At 71.7% G+C, this 19,791-nt stretch carries 11 protein-coding genes; 9 read left to right on the top strand and 2 right to left on the bottom strand.

Going from position 1 to position 19,791, the window contains the following annotated elements; all coding sequences use genetic code 11:
* Nucleotides 1–136: 136 nt before the first annotated feature.
* The 8 genes from IPI43_22040 (at nt 137) to IPI43_22005 (ending at nt 15,424) form a co-directional block, all read left to right on the top strand.
* Nucleotides 137–2,377, top strand: a complete 2,241-nt coding sequence (locus tag IPI43_22040) for a hypothetical protein (GenBank protein ID MBK7776779.1) — start codon at nt 137–139, stop codon at nt 2,375–2,377.
* Nucleotides 2,378–2,584: 207 nt separating this feature from the next.
* Nucleotides 2,585–3,712: an FAD-dependent oxidoreductase gene (locus IPI43_22035; GenBank protein ID MBK7776778.1), complete on the top strand. Its 1,128-nt coding sequence runs from the start codon at nt 2,585–2,587 to the stop codon at nt 3,710–3,712.
* Between the two features lie 42 nt (nt 3,713–3,754).
* Nucleotides 3,755–7,060, top strand: a complete 3,306-nt coding sequence (locus IPI43_22030) for a serine/threonine protein kinase (GenBank protein MBK7776777.1) — start codon at nt 3,755–3,757, stop codon at nt 7,058–7,060.
* A gap of 136 nt (nt 7,061–7,196) precedes the next feature.
* Complete coding sequence (locus IPI43_22025; protein ID MBK7776776.1) at nt 7,197–8,129, top strand: hypothetical protein; 933 nt, start codon at nt 7,197–7,199, stop codon at nt 8,127–8,129.
* A gap of 183 nt (nt 8,130–8,312) precedes the next feature.
* Nucleotides 8,313–9,407, top strand: coding sequence for a type 2 isopentenyl-diphosphate Delta-isomerase (locus IPI43_22020; protein ID MBK7776775.1), 1,095 nt, complete (start codon nt 8,313–8,315; stop codon nt 9,405–9,407).
* Entirely contained in the window at nt 9,404–12,178 is a 2,775-nt protein-coding gene (locus IPI43_22015) for a squalene/phytoene synthase family protein (GenBank protein ID MBK7776774.1), read from the top strand. Before IPI43_22020 ends, IPI43_22015 begins: the two co-directional genes overlap by 4 nt.
* Entirely contained in the window at nt 12,171–13,442 is a 1,272-nt protein-coding gene (locus tag IPI43_22010; GenBank protein ID MBK7776773.1) for a hydroxymethylglutaryl-CoA reductase, degradative, read from the top strand. The genes IPI43_22015 and IPI43_22010 overlap by 8 nt, the downstream gene beginning before the upstream one ends.
* A complete protein-coding gene (locus IPI43_22005; GenBank protein ID MBK7776772.1) occupies nt 13,442–15,424 on the top strand; it encodes a 2,3-oxidosqualene cyclase in 1,983 nt (660 codons plus the stop codon). The genes IPI43_22010 and IPI43_22005 overlap by 1 nt, the downstream gene beginning before the upstream one ends.
* On the opposite strand, the gene IPI43_22000 is transcribed toward IPI43_22005, so the two are convergent.
* Nucleotides 15,415–17,694 (bottom strand): phosphatidylserine/phosphatidylglycerophosphate/cardiolipin synthase family protein, encoded by a 2,280-nt coding sequence (locus IPI43_22000; GenBank protein MBK7776771.1) that lies wholly within the window; start codon nt 17,692–17,694, stop codon nt 15,415–15,417. The genes IPI43_22005 and IPI43_22000 overlap by 10 nt on opposite strands.
* A 53-nt stretch (nt 17,695–17,747) precedes the next feature.
* Nucleotides 17,748–18,950 (bottom strand): NADH:flavin oxidoreductase/NADH oxidase family protein, encoded by a 1,203-nt coding sequence (locus IPI43_21995; protein MBK7776770.1) that lies wholly within the window; start codon nt 18,948–18,950, stop codon nt 17,748–17,750.
* A 130-nt stretch (nt 18,951–19,080) separates the two neighbouring features.
* Between IPI43_21995 and IPI43_21990 the strand changes: the two genes are divergently transcribed.
* Nucleotides 19,081–19,791 carry a hypothetical protein gene (locus IPI43_21990; protein ID MBK7776769.1) on the top strand — a complete coding sequence of 237 codons (711 nt, stop codon included), beginning with the start codon at nt 19,081–19,083 and terminating at the stop codon, nt 19,789–19,791.

The raw sequence follows: 19,791 nt of genomic DNA, 5'->3' as shown, positions 1-19,791 counted from the left end.
CCGCGTCATCGACGCGCAATTCAGGGGAGCAATCCCTGACCCGAGGACGTATCCTGGGGACATGAAGCAAGGGCAGGGCCTCCTCCATCTCCTCCTGGTCGCAACTTTCGTGTCCGGGTGTGGCAGCACGGCCTCGATGGATGACGCGAGCACCGATGCGACTGTGGACCCCCCCGACATGGCCACCTTGGACGGCGGGGGCTGCGACGAGCCGGACCGCGACGGCGACGGCATCGCCAGCGTGGCCTGCGGCGGCAACGACTGCGACGACGACGACGACGACCGCTTCCCGGGCAACACCGAGGTCTGCGACGTGGACCACGTTGACGAGGATTGCGACCCATCCACCCTCGGCGGCACCGACGTGGATGGCGACAACGTCGTGGCCGCGGCGTGTTGCAACCCCAATGAGAACGACGACCTGGTCTGCGGCGAAGACTGCAATGACCTGCGCGTCGACATCAACCCGAGCGCCACCGAGGCGTGCGACCAGACGGACAACAACTGCGACGGCCGTACGGACGAGGGCTACGACCCGTCCACCTGTTGGCCTCCGTGCATGCCGGGCACGCTCCAGACGGCGCCGGCCTCGGCCGTCAGTCCGCCCACCTGCGTCGCGTGCGAGCCCGGTGCCTATTGCCCCGGTGGCCCTGCCCCGCGGCAGCCGTGCGTGACCACCGACTGGGATCACGACGCCGACGCGGGCACCGTGTGTGTGTCTCGCTCGAGCTGCGTCGCCGGGGAGTTCGTGATGAGCGAGGGCGACGCTACGAACAACCGTACCTGCGCCACCTGCGGCACGGACACCTATAGCACCACGCCGAACGCCACCCTCTGTGCGAGCTGGGTGACCTGCCCCGCGGGCCAGTACGTGGACGTGCTGCCGTCCGCCACCAACGATCGCCGTTGTGAGCCTTGCGAAGCCAACCACTTCAGCGACGCGTCGAACGCGTTGGAGTGCGACGCGTGGCGCGACTGCGCGGCGGGCACCTCGGCGACCATGCCCGGCCCGGCGACCGACCGCGTGTGCACAGCCTGCGCGCCCGGCACGTTCAGCGCGAACCCCAACACGGCCCTCTGCAGTGCGCATGCCGCCGTGTGCGGGACCGGGCAGGTGGAGACCACCACGCCCAGCGCCACACAGAATCGAGTGTGCAGTTCCATCGCCTCGGCCGTGACCTGGACAAGGCAGTTCGGCACCACGGAGCGGGACGTGGCCATGGATGTGACCGTGGCCGGGACCGACGCCATCTTCGTCGTCGGTACGACGCAGGGAGAGTTGCCCGGACAGACCTCGGCTGGAAACACCGACGCCTTCGTCCGCAGGTACGACGCGAGCGGAAGCATCCTCTGGACCCATCAGTTCGGGACCGGCGGGCACGATCGCATGATGGGCGTTGCCTCGGACAGCGCAGGACAGGTCATCGTGGCCGGGACGGCGGACGCAGCGCTCCCTGGACAGAGCTCGGCGGGAAACTCCGACGCCTTCCTTCGCAAGTACGACACGGACGGTGGTGTCCTCTGGACGCAACAGTTCGGCACGAGCGAGGACGACTCCATCGTCACGATGTCCATCGACAACGACGGCAACATCATCGTGGCGGGGATGACGAGCGGTGCCTTTTCCCCGTACTCGCGGGTGGGCGACGAGGACATCTTCGTCGCCAAGTACGACGCGAGTGGGAGCCGCCTGTGGCTGCAGCAGTTCGGGGTGGAGGCCCCAGGATACCTCTCTCTGGGCGGGGTGGTTGCGGATGCCAGCGGGAACGTGACGGTAGGAGGCGCGGTCTCTCTCGCCACATTGCCGGGGCAGACCTCGCTGGGCAACGGCGATGCGTTCTTGCGCATGTACGACACCGACGGCAACGTCCTCTGGACGCGCCAGTTCGGCACGAGCGCCTTTGACAGGCTGAGCGCCATCGGCGTCAACGCGAGCGGGGAGGTCATTGTCGCGGGCTCGACGTCGGGAAGCTTCCCGGGGCAGACATCGTCCGGCAACTCCGACTTGTTCCTGGGCGCGTACGACACCGACGGCGGTGTCCTCTTTCTGCACCAGTTCGGCACGAGCGGGGACGAGTCGGTCGATGAGCTCGGCATCCGCGAGGATGGCTGGATCTATCTCGTCGGGCAGACGTTGAGCGGAGCATGGACCGGACACACCGCGGCGGGTGGCTTCGATGTGTTCGTGACGCGGCACACCGCCACGGGCGAGTTCGCAGGAGCACGACAGTTCGGTACGGCTCAAGTCGAGTACACCGAGAGCATCGCCCTCTCGGGCAGCGACTTGTTCGTCGCCGGCATGACCTACGGCACCTGGCCTGGACAGACCGCCCTTGGAGACCAAGACGCATACGTCATCCGCATGTCGGCATGGTGAGCGTGCGCAAGCTCATACGCGAACATCGAGAGCCGGTGGTCTACGACGCGCCCGGCCGCTTCGCGCCCACCGAGCTCCGCCCGGGATACGACCCTCTCAGAGGGCGACCCACTCCTCAACGTCGGTAGCGACGCTTCTCAGCCACTCCCAGATCGACTCGAATCTTGTCGCTGAGCAGACTGGCAGCTCAGTGGTAGAACGGCGCCCATGAAGAAGCGCGTCGTGATCGCTGGGCTCGGAGAGACGGGGCTGCTCGTGGCGCTCGGGCTGCACCCGGACTTCGACGTCATCGGCATCTCGCCGAAGCTCGCTGTGGTGAGCGGCCAAGAGCTGGGCACCCGCATCGCGCGTCCGCGGGACTGGCAGGAGAACTACCTCACGGACTTCTCGCGCTACCGCAAGCTGCGCGGCATGGCCATTCGCCACGGGCTGATCACCTCGCTGACGCCGGACCAGAACCAGCTGGCCATCCAGAACGCCGACGGCACCGAGGAGACGCTGACGTATGACGCGCTGGTGCTCTCCATGGGCGTGACGAGTGGCTTCTGGCGCAGCGCCGCGCTCGAGACGCGCGAAGACGTGGAGCGGGGCATCGCGGACGTCGCGGCCCAGCTGGCGGCGGCAGGCTCGATCGCCATCGTGGGGGGCGGCGCCACGGCCGCGAGCTCGGCGTCGAACCTGAAGGAGACGTACCCCGAGAAGACCGTCACGCTCTTCTACGGCCAGCGCGGGCTCCTGCCCGACTACCACCCGAAGGTGCGCAAGAAGGTGACGGCGCGGCTCGCGGCGCAGGGCGTGGACCTCCGGCCGGACCACCGCGCGGTGATGCCCGCGGGCTTCGCGGGGGACCGGCTGACGCGCGAGCCGCTTCAGTTCGAGAGCGGGCAGGCGCCCTTCACGGCGGACGTGGTGCTCTGGGCGGTGGGCCAGCAGCGCCCCAACACGGGCTTCGTGCCGGCCAGCATGCTGGACGCCCACGGCTACGTGCGGGCCGACGCGCAGCTGCGCGTGCCGGGCTTCGCGAACGTGTTCACGGTGGGCGACGTGGCGGCCACGGACCCGCACCGCAGCTCGGCGCGCAACGGGGGCTTCCTCACGGTGGCGCACAACATCCGGTGCCTGTTCGCGGGGCGCGAAGCGCGCATGAACGCGTTCGAGCCCACGCCCCACCGCTGGGGCTCGGTGCTCGGCGTGCAGGCCGGCGGCATGCGGGTGTTCGCGCCCACCGGCTTCAGCGTGAACATTGGCGCCTTCTGGGTGAAGAACGTGCTCTTCCCGTGGATCGTGCGCGGTGGCATCTACAAGGGTGTGGACGCGCCCGCCGACCGCCAATAATGCGAAAGGTGGGGCCGAAGTGCGATAGTTTGATGCACCACGATGATCTCCTCACCGTTGAACGACGCGCTGGTTACGCTCACCACGGCCCTCTCGAGTCAGCCGGATCTCGACCCCATGCTGCGCCGCCACTGGCGCGAAGACCCCACGGAGGAGGATGACCTCCCGAAGGAGCTGCGGGCGGCCGCGGACCTCGTGTCGGCGGAGCTGCCTGCGCTCAGCATGCACCCGGAGGCGGACGTGGCGCTGTTCACCTTGTTCGCGAACCACGGCGGGCTGGTGCTGCTCACCTGGTGCTCGTCCAGCGCGTGGCGCGGCGACACCAACATGGCCGGGTTGCTGGAGGCCGCCGCAGGCGACGCGGCGCTGCGCCAGGCGGTGGCGGGCGCGGCTCGTGAGCGAGTGGTCAGCGGGCCGCTGCTGGACGCGCTCGCCTGCGTGCCGCTGACGGGTGACGGCAGCGACCTCGATCACCCCATGAACACCGAGGTGCGCTCGCGCCTCGAGATCCTGATCTGGGAGGCCGGCTCGCGCGCGCTCGAGCTGCCCGAGTTCGGCGCGTGGGTGTGGCGCTCGCCCGCGGCCTTCGAGGCGCTGATCGGCAAGCCGGCGCACGGTGCCCTGCGCGGGCGCGTGCTGGCGGCGCGCTGCCTCGAGGTGAGCGTGTGCGCGGTCACCCCCAACACCAGCCAGGAGCTGGTGGGCAAGACGCTCTCGCTGCTGCAGCCGCTCTTGCTGCACCCGGAGCCGCTGGTGTGGATCCACGCGGCGCGCGCGCTCGGGCGCCTGACGGGCAGCATGGAAGAGCTGCAGGGCATGCTGCTGGACTGGGTCATGGGTGACTCACCCGTGCTGCGCCAGCGCGCCATCACGGCGTTCGCGTCACTGCCCGCGGACCGCTTGGGCTTCTTGGCCAGCCAGCTGGTGGCCATCGTGCGCTCGCAGGACGAAGACCCGTTCGTGCTGGCCGCCGTGGCCGCCGCCACGCCGTATCTGTACTTCGAGCGCCGCGACATCTGGGACCGGCTCGCCGCGCGGGTCTATCACGGCGACGGCGGGGCCATCACGGCGCGCGCGCTGGCACGCGGCCTCGCCACGCTGTGGCGGCGCGGCACCATGGACGACGAGATCGAGCCGCACCTGCGCCGCCTGCGCACCCGCGCGCGCCGGGTCCGCGCGGGCGAGTTCTCGGAGATGCGCCGCTGGATCGAGGTCATCGCGGTGACCGACATCGTGGACAGCGCCGAGCGCGACCCTCTCGACCTGGAGATCGGCCTCGACAACCTGATGCGCCTGGCCGCCGAGTACGACGACCCCGAGGCGGACGCACGCGCGGCGCGCTTCGCCAGCTCCATCTCGACCACCTTCGAGGAGGCCCGCCGCACGGCGCTCGAAGAGTCCCGCCCGCGCCAGCGTGCTGCGGCCATCAACGCCATCGAGGCCTGCGCGCGCGCGTTCGCGCTGCGCATCTGGAGCCCGCTCTTGGCGACCAGCCCGGACGCCATGCCCATCCAGGAGCCGAACCTGGAGGACACCTGGCAGACCATCGCGGGGACGCCCGCCCAGATCCTGGACGTAGTGAAGCAGCGCCGGCAGGACGACGGCGTGGACATGGCCGTGGACGTGCCCCTCGAGGTGCTGGCGCTGCGCCTCGGCGGCTACGCACTCGACGCCTGCGGCGAAGACAAGTTCGGGCCGCGTGCGGGTCAGGCGGCGCACGACACGTGCCTCTGGCTGCGCAAGCTGCAGGGCCTGGCCGACGAGTCCCGCCTCATGCCCGCCTCGCTCGAGACCGCGCTCAGCGCCATCTTCTGGCGCCTGGTGGACACCGCCCGCGGCACCACGCTCGGCGTGGGCGACGACGTGGCCTGGCTCGGGCCCTTCGCCGCGTGGTGGGCGCTGGTCATCGACCGCCCCAAGATGCTGGAGCGGCTAGCGACGGCGCTCCCCATGATGGACCGGCAGGCGCTCACGCACTGCTGCGACCAGGCCGAGGTGCTGCGCACCATCTTGTCGGCGGGCGAAGAAGAGGGCCGCTGGGGCGCTGACACCACCGCCGCGCTCCAGGCGCTGCAGGCCCACGACACCGAGCTGGCGCACGCGCTCGGCGCGCTGTCGCTGGCGCTCTCGCGGTTTGGCACCGTGGCCGGCCGCACGCCCGAGCTGGAGGCGCTGTGTGAAGAGCTGGTGCTCGCGGGTGACCGTGTGCAGGCCGCCCTGGCCGACCCCGTGCGTGCGCTGCGCGTGGAGAACGTGGGCGCCGACGAGGCCTTCTCGAAGGACCACGCCGAGAACGCCAAGCGGCGCGCCACGCTGGTGGCCCGCGCCATCCGCACCCGCGAGCTCTCCATGCTGGACGTGTGGTTGGCGTCGCTCGGCCCCATCGCGTCCGCGTTGCTCGAAGCCGCGGTCCAGGCCGCCATCCGCCGCACGCCTCCGCCGCCGCCGCAGAAGCCCAAGAAGGAGCCGCACTTCATCGAGGGCTACGAGCTCATCCAGCGCATCGGCGAGGGCGGCATCGGCTCCGTGTGGCTGGTGCGCAAGCCTGGCGCCGACCGTATGTTCGTGCTCAAGATCCCGAAGCGCGAGGCCCTGCAGAACGCGTCCGAGACGGAGAGCGCAGGCATCCTGGCGTCGTTCGTGGAGGAGGCCGCGGCGCTGGCCGGGCTCTATCACCCGAACGTGGCGAACATCATCGACCGCGGCGTCTCGGAGGGCGTGCCCTTCCTGGTGCTGGAATACCTCATTGGCGCGGACCTCCAGCAGTACTCGAGCGCGCGGCGCATGAGCCTGTTCGAGCTGCGCGACGTGGTGCTGGGTGGCTGTGCTGGGCTCGCCGCGCTGCATGGCGCAGGGCTCGTGCACCGCGACATCAAGCCGGCCAACCTCTGGCTGCGCCTGCCGCTCCAGCGCGGTGAGCGCTTCGACCCCATGAAGCACCGCGACCCGGCCATCGTGCCGCCGCTGGCCACCGTGGTCATCGACTTCGGCATGGTGCGCGCGCAGCACGTGTCGAGCGACGTGGCCGGCCGCTTCGTGGCAGGCACCGCGGGCTACATCGCGCCCGACCAGGTGCTGGACCCGGTGGAGCTCGACCCGCGCGCCGACATCTACGCGCTGGCCGGCACCATCTACAACGTGACCACGGGGCGCTCGTTCTTCGACGAGATCGAGAACACCCGCGACCGCATCATCGCGCACATGACGAGGGACCCGTTCGAGGACCCGGAGCGCCTGAAGGTGTTCCCCGCCAGCATGGCCAAGCTGCTGCGCGCGGCGACGGCCACCAAGCCGGGAGACCGGCCGTGGCCGCTCGAGTTCGGGCGGGCGTTCACCGAAGCGCTCTGAACGAGCGTGGAAGCGCACGGCTCGCTGCGGCAGAGCGCACGGGCTGGGACCAGCCCTGGCGGGCTACTCACGATGTGGAGTAGCCCGCGAGCGCTTTTCGATTGAGTCGAGCGGGGCGGTGGTGGGACAAAGCGCGATGCGCTGTCGCCAGCTCCTCGTTCTCCTCGCACTCTCCGTTGCCGCGTTCGGTTGCGGCGGCAACGACAACCCCGCGGAGGAGGACGCCGGCAACCACGACGCGAGCGCGGACGATGCGGGCACCGACGATGCGGGCACGGATGCCGGGCCGGTCGACGCCTACGTCGACCCCTGCACTGGGGACAACGGTGGCTGCGACCCATTGACGAGCTGTACCGACGAGGAGGGCGTGGCCGTCTGTGGAGACTGTCCTGCCGGCTACCTCGGCGACGGTCTCACGGGATGCGAAGTCGACGCCTGTGCCACCGACAACGGCGGCTGCGACGCGCTGCGCCTCTGCACGAGCGCGGACGCCGTGCCGACGTGCGGCGGCTGCATCGCCGGCTATCAGGAAGACGGATCGGGCGGGTGCGAAGTGGACGAATGCGCGACCGACAATGGCGGCTGCGACGCGCACCGTCCCTGCGAGAGCGCGGCGGGCGTGGTGACCTGCGGCGCGTGCGAGTTCGGCTACGACGACAACGGGACAGGCGGGTGCATCCGCAACGCGTGCACGTTGGCGCGGCAGGACACCTATGAGCCAGACGCCTGGTTGTCCGAGGTCAGGGGGACGCTCAGCAACGAGCCGACGACCTGGCATCGCTCGCTCTCGGCGGGTGAAGAGGATTGGTTCTTCCTGCGCGTCGCGGCAGGGTGCGCGATGACCCTCGAGTGGACGCACGAGGGCACGACCGGCGGCGCGAACTTCAATATCTGGTCACCCGCATACGGAGCCGCCACCTCGCACGGGTCGGGGGCGTTCTCCGAGACCGGGACGACGACGGTGCCGGGGTCGGTGCCCGCTGGCTTCGACATCGACTACGAGGTGGTGATCACCGCGAGCGACCTGTGCGCGTCGTACTCGATCACGGCCTGGGTGACGTGCCCCTGACGGCGTCGCGTTTCCTCCGCTGAGGAAGGCGTCGCCACCGACCTACTCGTGCTCCGCAGCCGGGTAGTCGTGAGCGCGGCGACCACCCGGCGCGACTCCGATGGCCATGGCGGCGGAGCGCCCCAGCCAGCAGGCTGCTCTCCGCGACCGTTGCCATGACGTGTCGCGAAGGAGCAGCGCCGCATGTCCGTCGTCTCGAACCGAAAAGCCGAACACCTGGCGCTGTGTGCGACGGACGCCGTGGCGTACCGCGTGACGGGCACGCTGCTCGACTGCGTGAAGCTACCGCACGAGAGCCTGCCGGACCTCGATCTCGCGGCCATCGACACGCGCACGCGGCTGCTGGGCAAGGAGCTGCGCGCGCCGCTGGTGATCGCGGCCATGACGGGTGGGCATCCCGACGCCACGGCCATCAACCGCGAGCTGGCCAGCGTGGCGGAGGAGCGCGGCTATGCGTTTGGGCTCGGCAGCCAGCGAGCCATGGAGCGCGAGCCCGAGCTGGGGGTGACGTACCGCATCCGTGACGTGGCAAAGGGCGCGCTGCTGCTGGGCAACCTGGGGGTGATCCAGGCGCGTGACCTGAGCACCGAGCGCATCGCGGCGCTGGTGGACGAGGTGGGTGCCGACGCGCTGTGCGTGCACATGAGCCCGGCCATGGAGCTGATTCAGGCGAAGGGGGACAGCGACTTTCGCGGCGGGCTCGAGACCTTTGCGCGGCTGGTGGCGGAGCTGCCCGTGCCGGTGGTGGCCAAGGAGACCGGCAACGGCATCGGGCGCAGCTGCGCGCGCCGTCTGCGGCAGGTGGGCGTGCTGCACGCCGACACGTCGGGCGCGGGTGGCACGTCGTGGGTGGGCGTGGAGACGTTGCGCGCCGAAGGTGACGCGCGGCGCCTGGGTGAGGCGCTGTGGGAGTGGGGCACGCCCACCGCCGCGTCGGTGCACTACTGCGTGGAGGCCGGCATGACCACCATCGCCACGGGCGGCGTGGCCTCGGGGCTGGACGTGGCGCGCGCGCTGGCGCTGGGCGCCCAAGCGGCCGGCATCGCGCGGCCGGTGTACCAAGCCTTCTGCGAGGGCGGGCGCGAGGGCGCGCTGCGCTACCTGATGCACGTGGAGGCCGAGCTGCGCGCGGTCATGCTGCTGACGGGGTGTCGCAACGTGGCGGCGCTGCACACGCTCGAGCCCGTGATCACGGGTGAGCTGCGCGACTACGTGCGGCCCGGGGTGACGCTGCGTGCGCCCAGCGTGCGCGCGGCGGCGAGCGAGGTGAGCGCGTGACCCGCGAGGTGGACGTGGTGGTGGTGGGCGCAGGCCCGGCCGGCATCGCGGCGGCGGCGGGCTTCGCCGAGCGCGGGGCAAGCGTGCTGTTGCTGGAGGCCGAACCCAACGCCGCGAAGCGCCTGGCCGGCGAGTGGCTGCACCCTCTGGCGGCCAGTCATTTGCGGCGCCTCGGGCTGCTCGCGGACCTGCCCGCGGCACAGCACGCCGAGGGCCGCGGCTTTGCGTTCTTCTCGGACGACGGCGGCGCGCCCGTGCTCTTGCCGTATGCCGACGGTGAGCGCGCGCTGGCCATGGAGCACGCGGACTTGCTCGGCCACCTGCGCGAGCGCATCGCGGTGACCCCGGGGGTGACCTATCGGCCACACGCGCGTCTGCGCACGCTGACCAACGGCACCGTGAGCTACACGCTGGCGGGCGCCACCCACGAGGTGCGCGCAGGGCTGGTGGTGGGCGCCGACGGACGCAGCTCCGCCGTGCGAGCCAGCTGCTTCGGACCACGGCACGCGCCGGCGGCCGTGTCGCACATGGCGGGCGTGCTGCTCACGGGCGTGCGGCTGCCGCACGAGGGCTACGGGCACGTGATGTTGGGCGGGCCCGGGCCGCTGCTGATGTACCGCGTGTCCGAGGCGTGCGTGCGCCTCTGCCTGGACGTGCCCGTGGGTGGCGGGGCGCGCTCCACCGAGGCGCTCTGGCACGGCTTCGGGCCGGTGCTCCCCGACACGCTGCGCCACGCGTTCCGCGACGGGCTCGAGCACGGCAAGGTGGTCTGGGCCGCCAACCGGCTCACCCCGCGCAGCTGTTATGGCGAAGCCGGCGTGGCGCTGGTGGGCGACGCCGTGGGCACCACGCACCCGCTCTCGGCGGCCGGCATGACGCTGGGCATCTTGGACGCGGTCACGCTGGTGGAGACCGGCGACGTGACGCGCTACGCCACGGCGCGAGCGCGCAGCAGCCGCGTCCCCGAGGTGCTCTCGCAAGCGCTCTACGAGGTGGTCACGCGCGACGACGAGAGCGCCAGCGGCGTGCGCGACGCGATGGTGCGCATGTGGCGCGGATCCGCCTACGAGCGCGAGCGCACCATGCGCATCCTGGCGGGCCAGGAGCAGCGCCCCGCGGCGTTCGCGGCCGCGTTCCTCAAGGTGGCGGGCGGCGCGCTGCAGCACGCCACGCGGTCGCGCGACGTGGCCCTGCTGCGCCGGCTGCACCGCGCGGCGGGCCTGCGCGAGTGGGCGCGCTACCCGCTCTCGGTGGCGGGCACGGCGTCCATGCCGGCGCCGCGCCGCAGCGCGCACGTGGAGGCGGACACCGACCCACGCTCGCTCGAGCAGCTGGCCTGGTCCATCTCCGGAGCCGTGGCCGCGGGGACCTGGCCGCGGGCGCCACGAACGCGCCGCACGCTGCGCGCGCTGCTGGGGAAGCTGGCGGACCTGGATGGCGTGCCCTTCACTGACGCGCCGCGCACCAGCGTGACGCGCCCGGAGCGCACCCGCACCGTGGCCCGCGTGCTGAACGCGCTGCTGGACGCACGCTGCCCAGACAGCGTGGCTGTGGAGCAGGTGGCGAGGCTGCTGACCAGCGCCTTCCCCTACGAGACCACGGTGGCGAGTGAAGCCGAGCGCGCCCTGCGGCGCTACAGCGAGCAGGTGAAGGCGGCCCCCCGGGTGCAGCGCCCTGCCCTGCGCGCGCTCCACAACGGCGCGCTCGCCGGCCCCGACTGGGACTTCTGCCAGACCGCGCTCGAGGGCGTCTCGCGCTCCTTCGCGCAGCCCATCGCGGCCCTGCCACCCGCCCTGCGCGTGGCGGTGACTTGCGGCTACCTGCTGTGCCGCGTGGCCGACACCATCGAGGACGCGCCCGGCGCCACGGCGGCCGAGCGGGACGCGCACTTCGACCGTTTCATCGCTGCGCTCCATGGCCACGCGCGGGCCACCGAGTTCGAGCGCGAGCTGCTGGGCTGGCCCGGCACGGACGCCGAGCTGCAGCTGGCTGCAGGCCTGGCGCGTGTGATCCGCGTGCTGGACGCCTCGCCGCCGGCCATGGCCACCACGGTGCGGCGCTGGGTGAGCGAGATGGTGGGCGGCATGCGCGTCTATGCGCACCGCGAGGCCGGTCACGACGGGCTGCGCGCGCCCCTCACCATCAGCGACCTCGAGCGCTACTGCTACTTCGTGGCCGGCACCGTGGGGCACATGCTCACCGAGCTGTTCCTTACGCACATGGGGCCCCCGGCGGCGCCACTCGAGCGGACCCTGCGCAGCCGCGCCGAGAGCTTCGGCGCCGGGCTCCAGCTGGTGAACATCCTCAAGGACGTGACCGACGATCGCGCGCGCGGCTGGGCCTTCGTGCCGCGCGAGCTGACGGATCTCGACGAGCTCACCCTGGCCGGCCTCCTGGACGAGCGCCGCCGGCTGGCCGCGCACCGCAGCATCGCGCCGCTGTTCGATCTGGCCCGCGCGAAGCTGGACGAGGCCCTCGAGTACACGCTGGCGATCCCCGCAGAGCACTTGGGTGTGCGCCTGTTCTGCCTGCTGCCCGTGTTCATGGCGGCCCGCACGCTCATGCTGGCGCGCGACAACGACGACGTGTTCACGCCGGGCCGGCCCGTGAAGATCCCGCGCGCCGAGGTGGAGCAACTGGCAGCGGACTGCCTCGCGCTGGCCACGTCGGACGAGCTGCTGCGCACGGCGTACGCGTCGCTGTGGCAGCCCACGCTGCCCGCGCGCCCTCTTCGATCCCCCGAGACTCTCGAGCGAGGTGACCATGTCTGACCGTTCCCGCATCCCCGGCTTCTACCGCTTGCCCATGCCGCTCCGGCACGCCCGCCTGGCCGAGCGCTTCGATCTGAACGGCGACGAGCTGGCCGCGCTGTCGCCGCAAGGGGGCCTGGCGCTCACGCGCGCGGACAAGATGGTGGAGAACTGCATCGGCACGTTCAGCCTGCCCATTGGTCTGGGTCTGAACTTCCGCATCAACGGGCAGGACTACGCGGTGCCCATGGTGGTGGAGGAGCCGTCCGTGGTGGCCGCCGTGAGCAACACGGCGCTGCTGGTGCGCGAGGCCGGTGGGTTCGAAGCGGACGCCGATCCGGCGCTGATGATTGGCCAGGTGCAGCTGGTGGACGTGCCCGACCTCGAGGCGGGCCGGGCGCGGGTGCTGGCGGCCCGCGAGCGCCTCCTGCACGTGGCCAACGCGCTGCAGCCCGGGATGCGCTCCCGCCACCAGGGAGCCCGCGAGCTCGAGGTGCACGTGTTCCACGAGCCCACGCCCATGCTGGTGGTGCACCTGGTCATCGACTGCGGCGAGGCCATGGGTGCCAACGCCATCAACTCCATGGCGGAGGGCATCGCACCCAGCCTCGAAGAGCTCACAGGCGGCAACGCCGTGCTTCGCATCCTGTCCAACCTGGCGGACCGGCGCTTGGCGCGGGCGCGCTGTGCCATCCCGGAGGCGCGGCTCGCCGACGGTGAAATGTCGGGCCCCGAGGTGGCCGAGCGCATCGTGCACGCCTACGCGCTGGCCGCCGTGGACCCGTATCGCGCTGCCACGCACAACAAGGGCGTGATGAACGGGGTGGACGCGGTGGCCATCGCCACCGGCAACGACTGGCGCAGCGTGGAGGCCGGCGCGCACGCCTACGCGGCGCAGAGCGGCGCGTATCGTCCTCTGTCTCGCTTCTCGCGAGCCGACGGGTTGCTGCGCTGCGAGATCGAGCTGCCCATGGCGGTGGGCAACGTGGGCGGCAGCACGCTGGTGCACCCCACGGTGGCGGCGCTGCGCAAGGTGCTGGGCGTGAGCGACGCGCGCGAGCTGGCAGGGGTCATGGCCGCGGTGGGGCTGGCCCAGAACCTGGGGGCGCTGCGGGCGCTCGCCACCGTGGGCATCCAGCGCGGGCACATGCGGCTGCACGCGCGCAGCATCGCCATCTCGGCGGGCGCGCCGGACCACGCGGTGGAGCGCATCGCCTCGCTCATGGTGGAGCGCGGTGAGATCCGGCGCGACGCCGCCGAGCGCCTGATCGCGGCGGAGGCGTGATGGAGACGTCCCCGCAGCCGCGCCGCGCAGCGCCCGAGCGTGCCGTGGAGTCCAGCGCCCTCGAGCGTGGTGTGCAGGCCCTGCTGGCGCGCGGACGCCAGGGCGAATACGAGGCCGAGATGCGCTGGTGCGCCATGCTCACGGCGCAGTACGTGATTGCGCACGTGCTCACAGGTCGGGCCATCCCCGAGGCTCGGCGGCGCAGCCTGCTGCGCTACTTCGAGCGCAGCCGGGGCGAGCACGGGCTGTATGGGCTGCACGACCACGCGGGCCCCTCGCTGTTCGTGTCCACGCTGGTGTACGTGGCGGCCCGCTGCCTCGGTGCGCCCGCCAGCACGCCGTGGCTCGCGCCCTGCCGGAAGCTGTTCGCCGAGCACGACGTGCTGACGATCCCGACGTGGGGCCGGGTGTGGCTCGCGCTGCTGGACGTGTACGCCTGGGAAGGCGTGCACCCCATGCCCGTGTGGGTGTGGGCCCTGCCGCGCGCGCTGCCGGTGCACCCGGGGCGGCTCTACTGCCACACGCGCATGATCTACCTGGGCGTGTCGCTCCTGCGCAGCGAGGAGCCGCAGCCGGGCGCCGGGGCCCTGACCCGTGAGCTGCGCGCCGAGCTGTATCCCGGGCGTGACTACGCGAGCCTGCCCTTCGCCGCGATGCGCTCCGAGGTGAGCCCGCTCGACCGCGTGGCCAGCGAGCACCCCGTGCTGCGCGCCGCCTACCGTGCCTTCGCGCTGTCCGAGCGCGTCACCAAGCCGCACCACTTCGCCACGCTGCGCGCGCAGCTCCGCGAGCATGTGCGCTTCGAGCTGCGCTCGAGTGACCACCTGGGCCTCTCGCCCGTGAGCGGCCTGTTGGGCGCGCTGGCCCTGCACCAGACGAACCCGAACGACCCGGACGTGGACCGCGTGTTCGCGCAGCTCGAGCATTGGGTGTTCGAGGACCCGGAGGAAGGCGCGCGCGTGACCGGCGCCCGCAGCCTGACGTGGGACACCGCCTTCGCGCTGCGCGCCCTGCACGCCGCACGGGGCGCGGGGGAGCCCGTGACCGACGCCGACCTCGACGCGGCGCGCAGCACGCTGGCCGCACAGCAGATCCGGACCAGCCTGCGAGCCCACGCCGACCACTACCGCGCCGACCCGCGCGGGGGCTTCTGCTTCTCCACGCGCGAGCACGGCTGGCCCGTGAGCGACTGCACGGCCGAGGCGCTGGCCGCCTTGCTGGAGCGCGACCCGGAGGCCACACCGCGCGCCCAGCTGGACGACGCGGTGCGCTTCATCCTGCGCTGCCAGAACCCGGACGGCAGCTTCGGCAGCTACGAGGCGCGGCGCACCGAGGTGCCGCTCGAGGCGCTGAACCCCTCCGAGATGTTCCTCGAGTGTATGGTGGAGGCTTCGTACGTGGAGTGCACCGGCTCGTGCATGGAGGCGCTGGCCCGCTACGCGCGCTTCGCCCTCGATGGCAGCCTGGTGCGCGACGCCCGTGAGTCGCTCACCCGCGGGGATGCGTTCTTGCGCGCGAGCCAGCGCCCGGACGGCACCTGGGCGGGCGCGTGGGGCGTGCACTTCCTCTACGGCACCCTCTTCGGGGTGCGTGGACTGCGCGCTGCGGGCGCCACGCCCAACGACCCACGCGTGGTGCGTGCGCTCACGTTCTTGATGGCGAACCAGCGCAAGGACGGCGGCTTCGGCGAGCACGAGTCGAGCGCCCTCGAAGACCGCTACGTGCCGCTTCCCACGGGCCACTCGGTGCAGACTGCGTGGGCGTTATTGACCATGACAGAGGGCGGTTCCGCCTGTGCCCACAAGGCACGCGAGCGCGCAGCCGCGTACCTCGAAGCCCACCAAGCCACCGACGGCTCCTGGCCGCGCGAGCGCATGGTGGGGGTGTTCTTCCGCACCGCGCTCGTGGACTACGACCTCTACCGCACGTACTTCCCGGTCTGGGCGCTGGCCGCCCACCAGAGCTGCGTGGGTCACGAGTAGAGCGAGGTCGGCCACAGGCGCGAGACCAGCTCACGCTGCGCAGACTCCGCGCGCCAGCCCTTCGAGTCGAGGTCCAGCGGGTGGCTGCGCGCGCACAGCTCCGCGAGCAGACGCTGCGCCTCGGCGGGCACCTTCCCGCCCTCGATGATGATGTTGGCCTCGCGCTCCCAGAAGCTGGCTGTGGCGTCCAGGTTGGCGGAGCCCACGCTGAGCGCCAGGCCGTCCACCGCCAGCATCTTGGCGTGCACGTAGGGGCGCACCACGCCGCCGAGCGACACGATGTTGGGCGTGGGTAGCGTGACGTACTCGTAGACGCGCACGTTGGCGCGCACCAGCTCCTCCAGGCGCTGCTTCAGCATGTACTCGAAGAGCTCGCGGTGCAGCCCCCCCGCGAAGAAGCTGCCGTCCGAGCGCCGCGTGAGCGCACAGCCGGTGAGCAAGTGCACCGCCACGCCGCGCCGCACCGCGCGCGCGATGGTGTCGCGCAGCCGGTTGAACACCGGGAACGCGTTCACCACGTAGACCTCGCGCTGCGCCACGTCGATCAGGGCCTCGTATGCGGTGAGGCCGTAGGCATCGTGGACCCCATCGTGGAGCACCAAGCGGCACGTGTCGCGGCCGGCCTTGAGCGTGCTGGGCACCTTCTTGTGGGATCTCACCGCGGGTGGGCTCGCCGCGTCGATGCGTGTGCCCGCCTCGAGGTGTTCCCCAGCGCCGTCGAACGCGGCCTGGAAGGCGCTCTCGATGTCGCTCACCACCGGGCCGCGCAGCTCGAGGTGCGCGTCCAGCCAGGGGATGCGCTCGTGCACCGTGAAGTCCGCGATGGGCACCTCATCGAAGCCCGAGTAGTAGGCGTCGCCCACGTTGCGCCCCGAGACGAACGCGAGCGTGCTGTCCACCACGATGAGCTTGCGGTGGTCGCGCTCTTTCACCGTGCGCACGTCCATGCTCCCGAACGTGGGGATGGGCTTGCTGGCGCGGACGTCGACCCCCGGCTCGTGCGCCAGGCCCTCGAGCAACGGGTTGACCGCGCCCAGCACCTCCTGGCGCGAGTAGAGCGCGTCCACCAGGAGCGACACGCGCACGCCGCGGCGCGCGCAGCGGATGAGCCGCACGGCCAGGTCCTCGGCGAAGCGGCTGGGCTCGAAGATGTAGCACTGCAGCTGCACGGACTGCTCGCTCGCGTCGATGGCCGCGAACACCGCCTCACGCGCTGCACGGTTGTCGAGCTCGAGGCGCAACGAGTGCCCCGCCACGGCCACGCTGGGCGTCATCTGGTCGAGGCGGAAGCGCACACCCGAGTGCGCCGCGAGCGCCCGCTGGTGGCGCTTGGCGCTGGCCTCCACGTGCTTGCGCGTGGCCACGTCGAAGCCGAGCGACCCCGCGCGACGCGGTGGCCACGAGGGCACGGGCTGGTCTGCCAGCCTCGGAGGAGGCTGCGGCACCACCACGGGCGTGACTTCGCGGGCCAGGCACGCGGGCACCAGGTCGGCGTGCGAAACGAACACCGACAGCGGGACCCCATCGGCGCGCAGCCGGCGCAGCTCGGCCTCCAACAGCGCGGGCTCGTGCACCGGCTCGAGCTTGCCGAGGCCCGTCTCGGCTTGCTGCACCAACATCGCGGCGCGTGGCAGGCGCCACTCCTCGATGCGCGCCCGCGCGAGTGCCCGACGGGGCTGTGGGCTCCGGTCCAAGTACACCAGCTGCCAACCGAGGCCGTCTTCGCCCGCCACGGCGCGCAGCGACTCGGCCACGCCGGGCACCCCCGAGAACAGCAGGTCCACGTCCACCGCCACCACCGGCCGCGGTGACACCACCTGCAGCCACTGGCCGTCATCGGACAGGCCCAACGGCCGGCCACGCCGGTCGAGCGGCTCGAAGGTGAGCGCGAACAGGCCCGCCACGTCGGGCTGGAACGGGAGGTACGAGAGCGCGCCCTCGAGGTAGGGCGCCGTGCCCACCTCTCTTCCCGCCAGCAGGAAGCGCACGTGGGCGGTGCGCGGGCGCTGCATGGGCGGCACCTGCGCCACCAGCTCGGTCCACTGGCCCACGGCCGTCACGCTGTCCAGCTGTGCGCTCGGCGGCGACGGCGTCCACACGCTGCTGCCGCGGCGCCACAGCTCCATCAGACCCGCCGGCGTGTCGGTGGCCAGCCCCTCATCGGGCGGGCTCGGGCCGCCCATCTGGCTGCTTCCCACGCGCAGGAGCGCGTCCAACGGCCGGAGCAAGAACCCGCGCAGCGTCTCGAGCACGTCCGGGCGCTCGGGCACGGGGGGAAGCATCGGTGTTCGGCGGCGGTCACGCATGGTGGCTCAGCGTCTCGTCAGCTCTTCCCCCGGAGCAGGCTCTGACCCTCCTGCAGCAGCGCGCCGAAGACCGCCCGCAGCCCAACGCCACGGACGGGGTCCTTGCCCTTCGAGAGCAGCGCCATCTGCGCCACGCTCATCATGGCCTCGGACGTGCCTCCCAGGCGCGACAGCCCCGGCATGGACGGCGGGTCCTCGGCCCGCGTGATGCGCCCCGTGCACAGGTCGCGGCCCAGGTCGGGGTTGTGGGTGAAGGGCCGCGCGATGCCCACCACGTCGAGAGCGCCACTCGAGAGCGCCTGCTCCATGACGGCGCGCGAGCGGAAGCCGCCCGTGACCATCAGCGGGATGTCCACGGCCGCGCGGGCCTTGCGGGCGTAGTCCAAGAAGAACGCCTCGCGCTCGTTCACCTTGTCCAGCATCACGCGCGACTCGTAGCTGCCGCCCGAGATCTCCACGAGGTCTACACCGTCCGCCTGCAGCATGTGCAGCACGCGGATGCTCTCGTCCTCGGTGAAGCCGCCGCGCTGGAAGTCCGCCGAGTTGAGCTTGATGGCCACCGGGAACGCGGGGCCCACGGCGGCCCGGATGGCGGACAGCACGGCCCTGCCGAAGCGCGCCCGGTTCTCGAGCGACCCACCCCACGCGTCTTCGCGCCGGTTGGTGAGCGGCGAGAGGAACTGGCTCACCAGGTAGCCGTGCGCGCCGTGCACCTGCACGCCGGTGAAGCCCGCGCGCTTGGCCAGCGCCGCCGCCCGCGCGAAGGCCTCGATGGTCTGCTGGATGTCGGCCTCGGTCATGGCGCGCGGCTGCCCGAAGGCGCTGGCGCGGCGGAAGAGGTTCACGGGCGGCACCGCCGAAGGCGCCATGGGCGTGGGGTTCACGTGCCGCGGCGTCTGCCGGCCGGGGTGGTTGATCTGCATGAAGAGCGCGTTGCCCCCGCGCGTGCCCGCCTGCGCCCAGGCCTCGAAGCGCTCGACGTTGGGAGACCCCGCGATGACCACGTTGGTCTTCGCCTCGAGGTGCTGCGCGTCCACCATCACGTTGCCGGTGATGACCAACCCCGTGCCGCCCAGCGACCAGCGCTCGTACAGCTGGTTCAGCGCCCGCGTGGGCTCCTGACGCGACGACGCGAGGTGCTCGCTCATGGCCGCCTTCGCGATGCGGTTCGGGAGGGTGGCCCCACAGGGCAGCGTCAGGGGATCCGAGAGCGAGGTCATGGCGTGCATCCGTACGGGGTGGATGCAGGCAGCGTGGCCCAAGTGTGCGGGCGCGTCACGCCGCGGGTGAGCTGGCAATTGTCGCTTCTTTTCGCGACATGGCAGACTGGAGTCCTTCTTTGGAGGTTCTATGAGCTCTCGCTTGGGTGTGGTTGGGGTGGTCGCTTGGGTCGTCACGGCGGGCGCGCTCGGCATGGGCTGCGCGGACGCGCACCGCCTGGGCGGCGACGGGGGCGCGACGGATCAGTTCGTGATGTTCGACGGTGATGTCCCCGACTTTGGGTTCGTGGACGGGGGCGGCGTGGACCTGGGCCCCGACGCCGGACGCACGTGCGAGGGAGGTGCGATGCGCCCTGCGGGTGGCGGTGGCGCGCCGCCCATCATCGTGCCGCCGCAGAGCGAGTGCCGCACGTCGGCCGACTGCCTGGGGGGCACCCAGTGCTTCGGAGCCAGCGACTCGTTCTGCGGAATCTGTCAGCTGCCCATGCGCGACTGCGAGGACGACACCGAGTGCAGCGCGGGGTCCTGGTGCCGCTCGGCGCAGCCCGACTGCTGTGGTGGCGTGGAGACCACCTGTGTGCCCGACTGCGGAGCCAACGGCGTGGCCTGTGAAGAGGGTGAGATCTGCGACAGCGCGACCGGGCGTTGCGAGCGCAACGGCTGCCTCTTCCTGGACCTGGCGTGCCCCGAGAACCACGAGTGCGACCCCGAGCGGCCAGACGCCGACGCACTCGGCTGCGCGCGTCGCGGCTGCAACGTGGACTCGGACTGTGACTGCGGGTTCTGCGTCACCGGCACGTGCGAGGCTCAGCTGGGCTTCTGCTCGTTCCCGCCCGCGTGA

The sequence above is a fragment of the Sandaracinaceae bacterium genome, from assembly GCA_016706685.1.
Classification (GTDB): Bacteria; Myxococcota_A; Polyangia; order Polyangiales; family Houyiibacteriaceae; genus JADJJE01.
This window is presented reverse-complemented; position numbering and strand designations above follow the sequence as displayed.

What these genes read in the sequence shown, in the direction of transcription:
- IPI43_22040 (MBK7776779.1), top strand. Translation starts at nt 137, where the DNA reads ATGGATGACGCGAGCACCGATGCGACTGTGGACCCCCCCGACATGGCC.
- IPI43_22035 (MBK7776778.1), top strand. Translation starts at nt 2,585, where the DNA reads ATGAAGAAGCGCGTCGTGATCGCTGGGCTCGGAGAGACGGGGCTGCTC.
- IPI43_22030 (MBK7776777.1), top strand. Translation starts at nt 3,755, where the DNA reads ATGATCTCCTCACCGTTGAACGACGCGCTGGTTACGCTCACCACGGCC.
- IPI43_22025 (MBK7776776.1), top strand. Translation starts at nt 7,197, where the DNA reads ATGCGCTGTCGCCAGCTCCTCGTTCTCCTCGCACTCTCCGTTGCCGCG.
- IPI43_22020 (MBK7776775.1), top strand. Translation starts at nt 8,313, where the DNA reads ATGTCCGTCGTCTCGAACCGAAAAGCCGAACACCTGGCGCTGTGTGCG.
- IPI43_22010 (MBK7776773.1), top strand. Translation starts at nt 12,171, where the DNA reads ATGTCTGACCGTTCCCGCATCCCCGGCTTCTACCGCTTGCCCATGCCG.
- IPI43_22005 (MBK7776772.1), top strand. Translation starts at nt 13,442, where the DNA reads ATGGAGACGTCCCCGCAGCCGCGCCGCGCAGCGCCCGAGCGTGCCGTG.
- IPI43_21995 (MBK7776770.1), bottom strand. Translation starts at nt 18,950, where the DNA reads ATGACCTCGCTCTCGGATCCCCTGACGCTGCCCTGTGGGGCCACCCTC.
- IPI43_21990 (MBK7776769.1), top strand. Translation starts at nt 19,081, where the DNA reads ATGAGCTCTCGCTTGGGTGTGGTTGGGGTGGTCGCTTGGGTCGTCACG.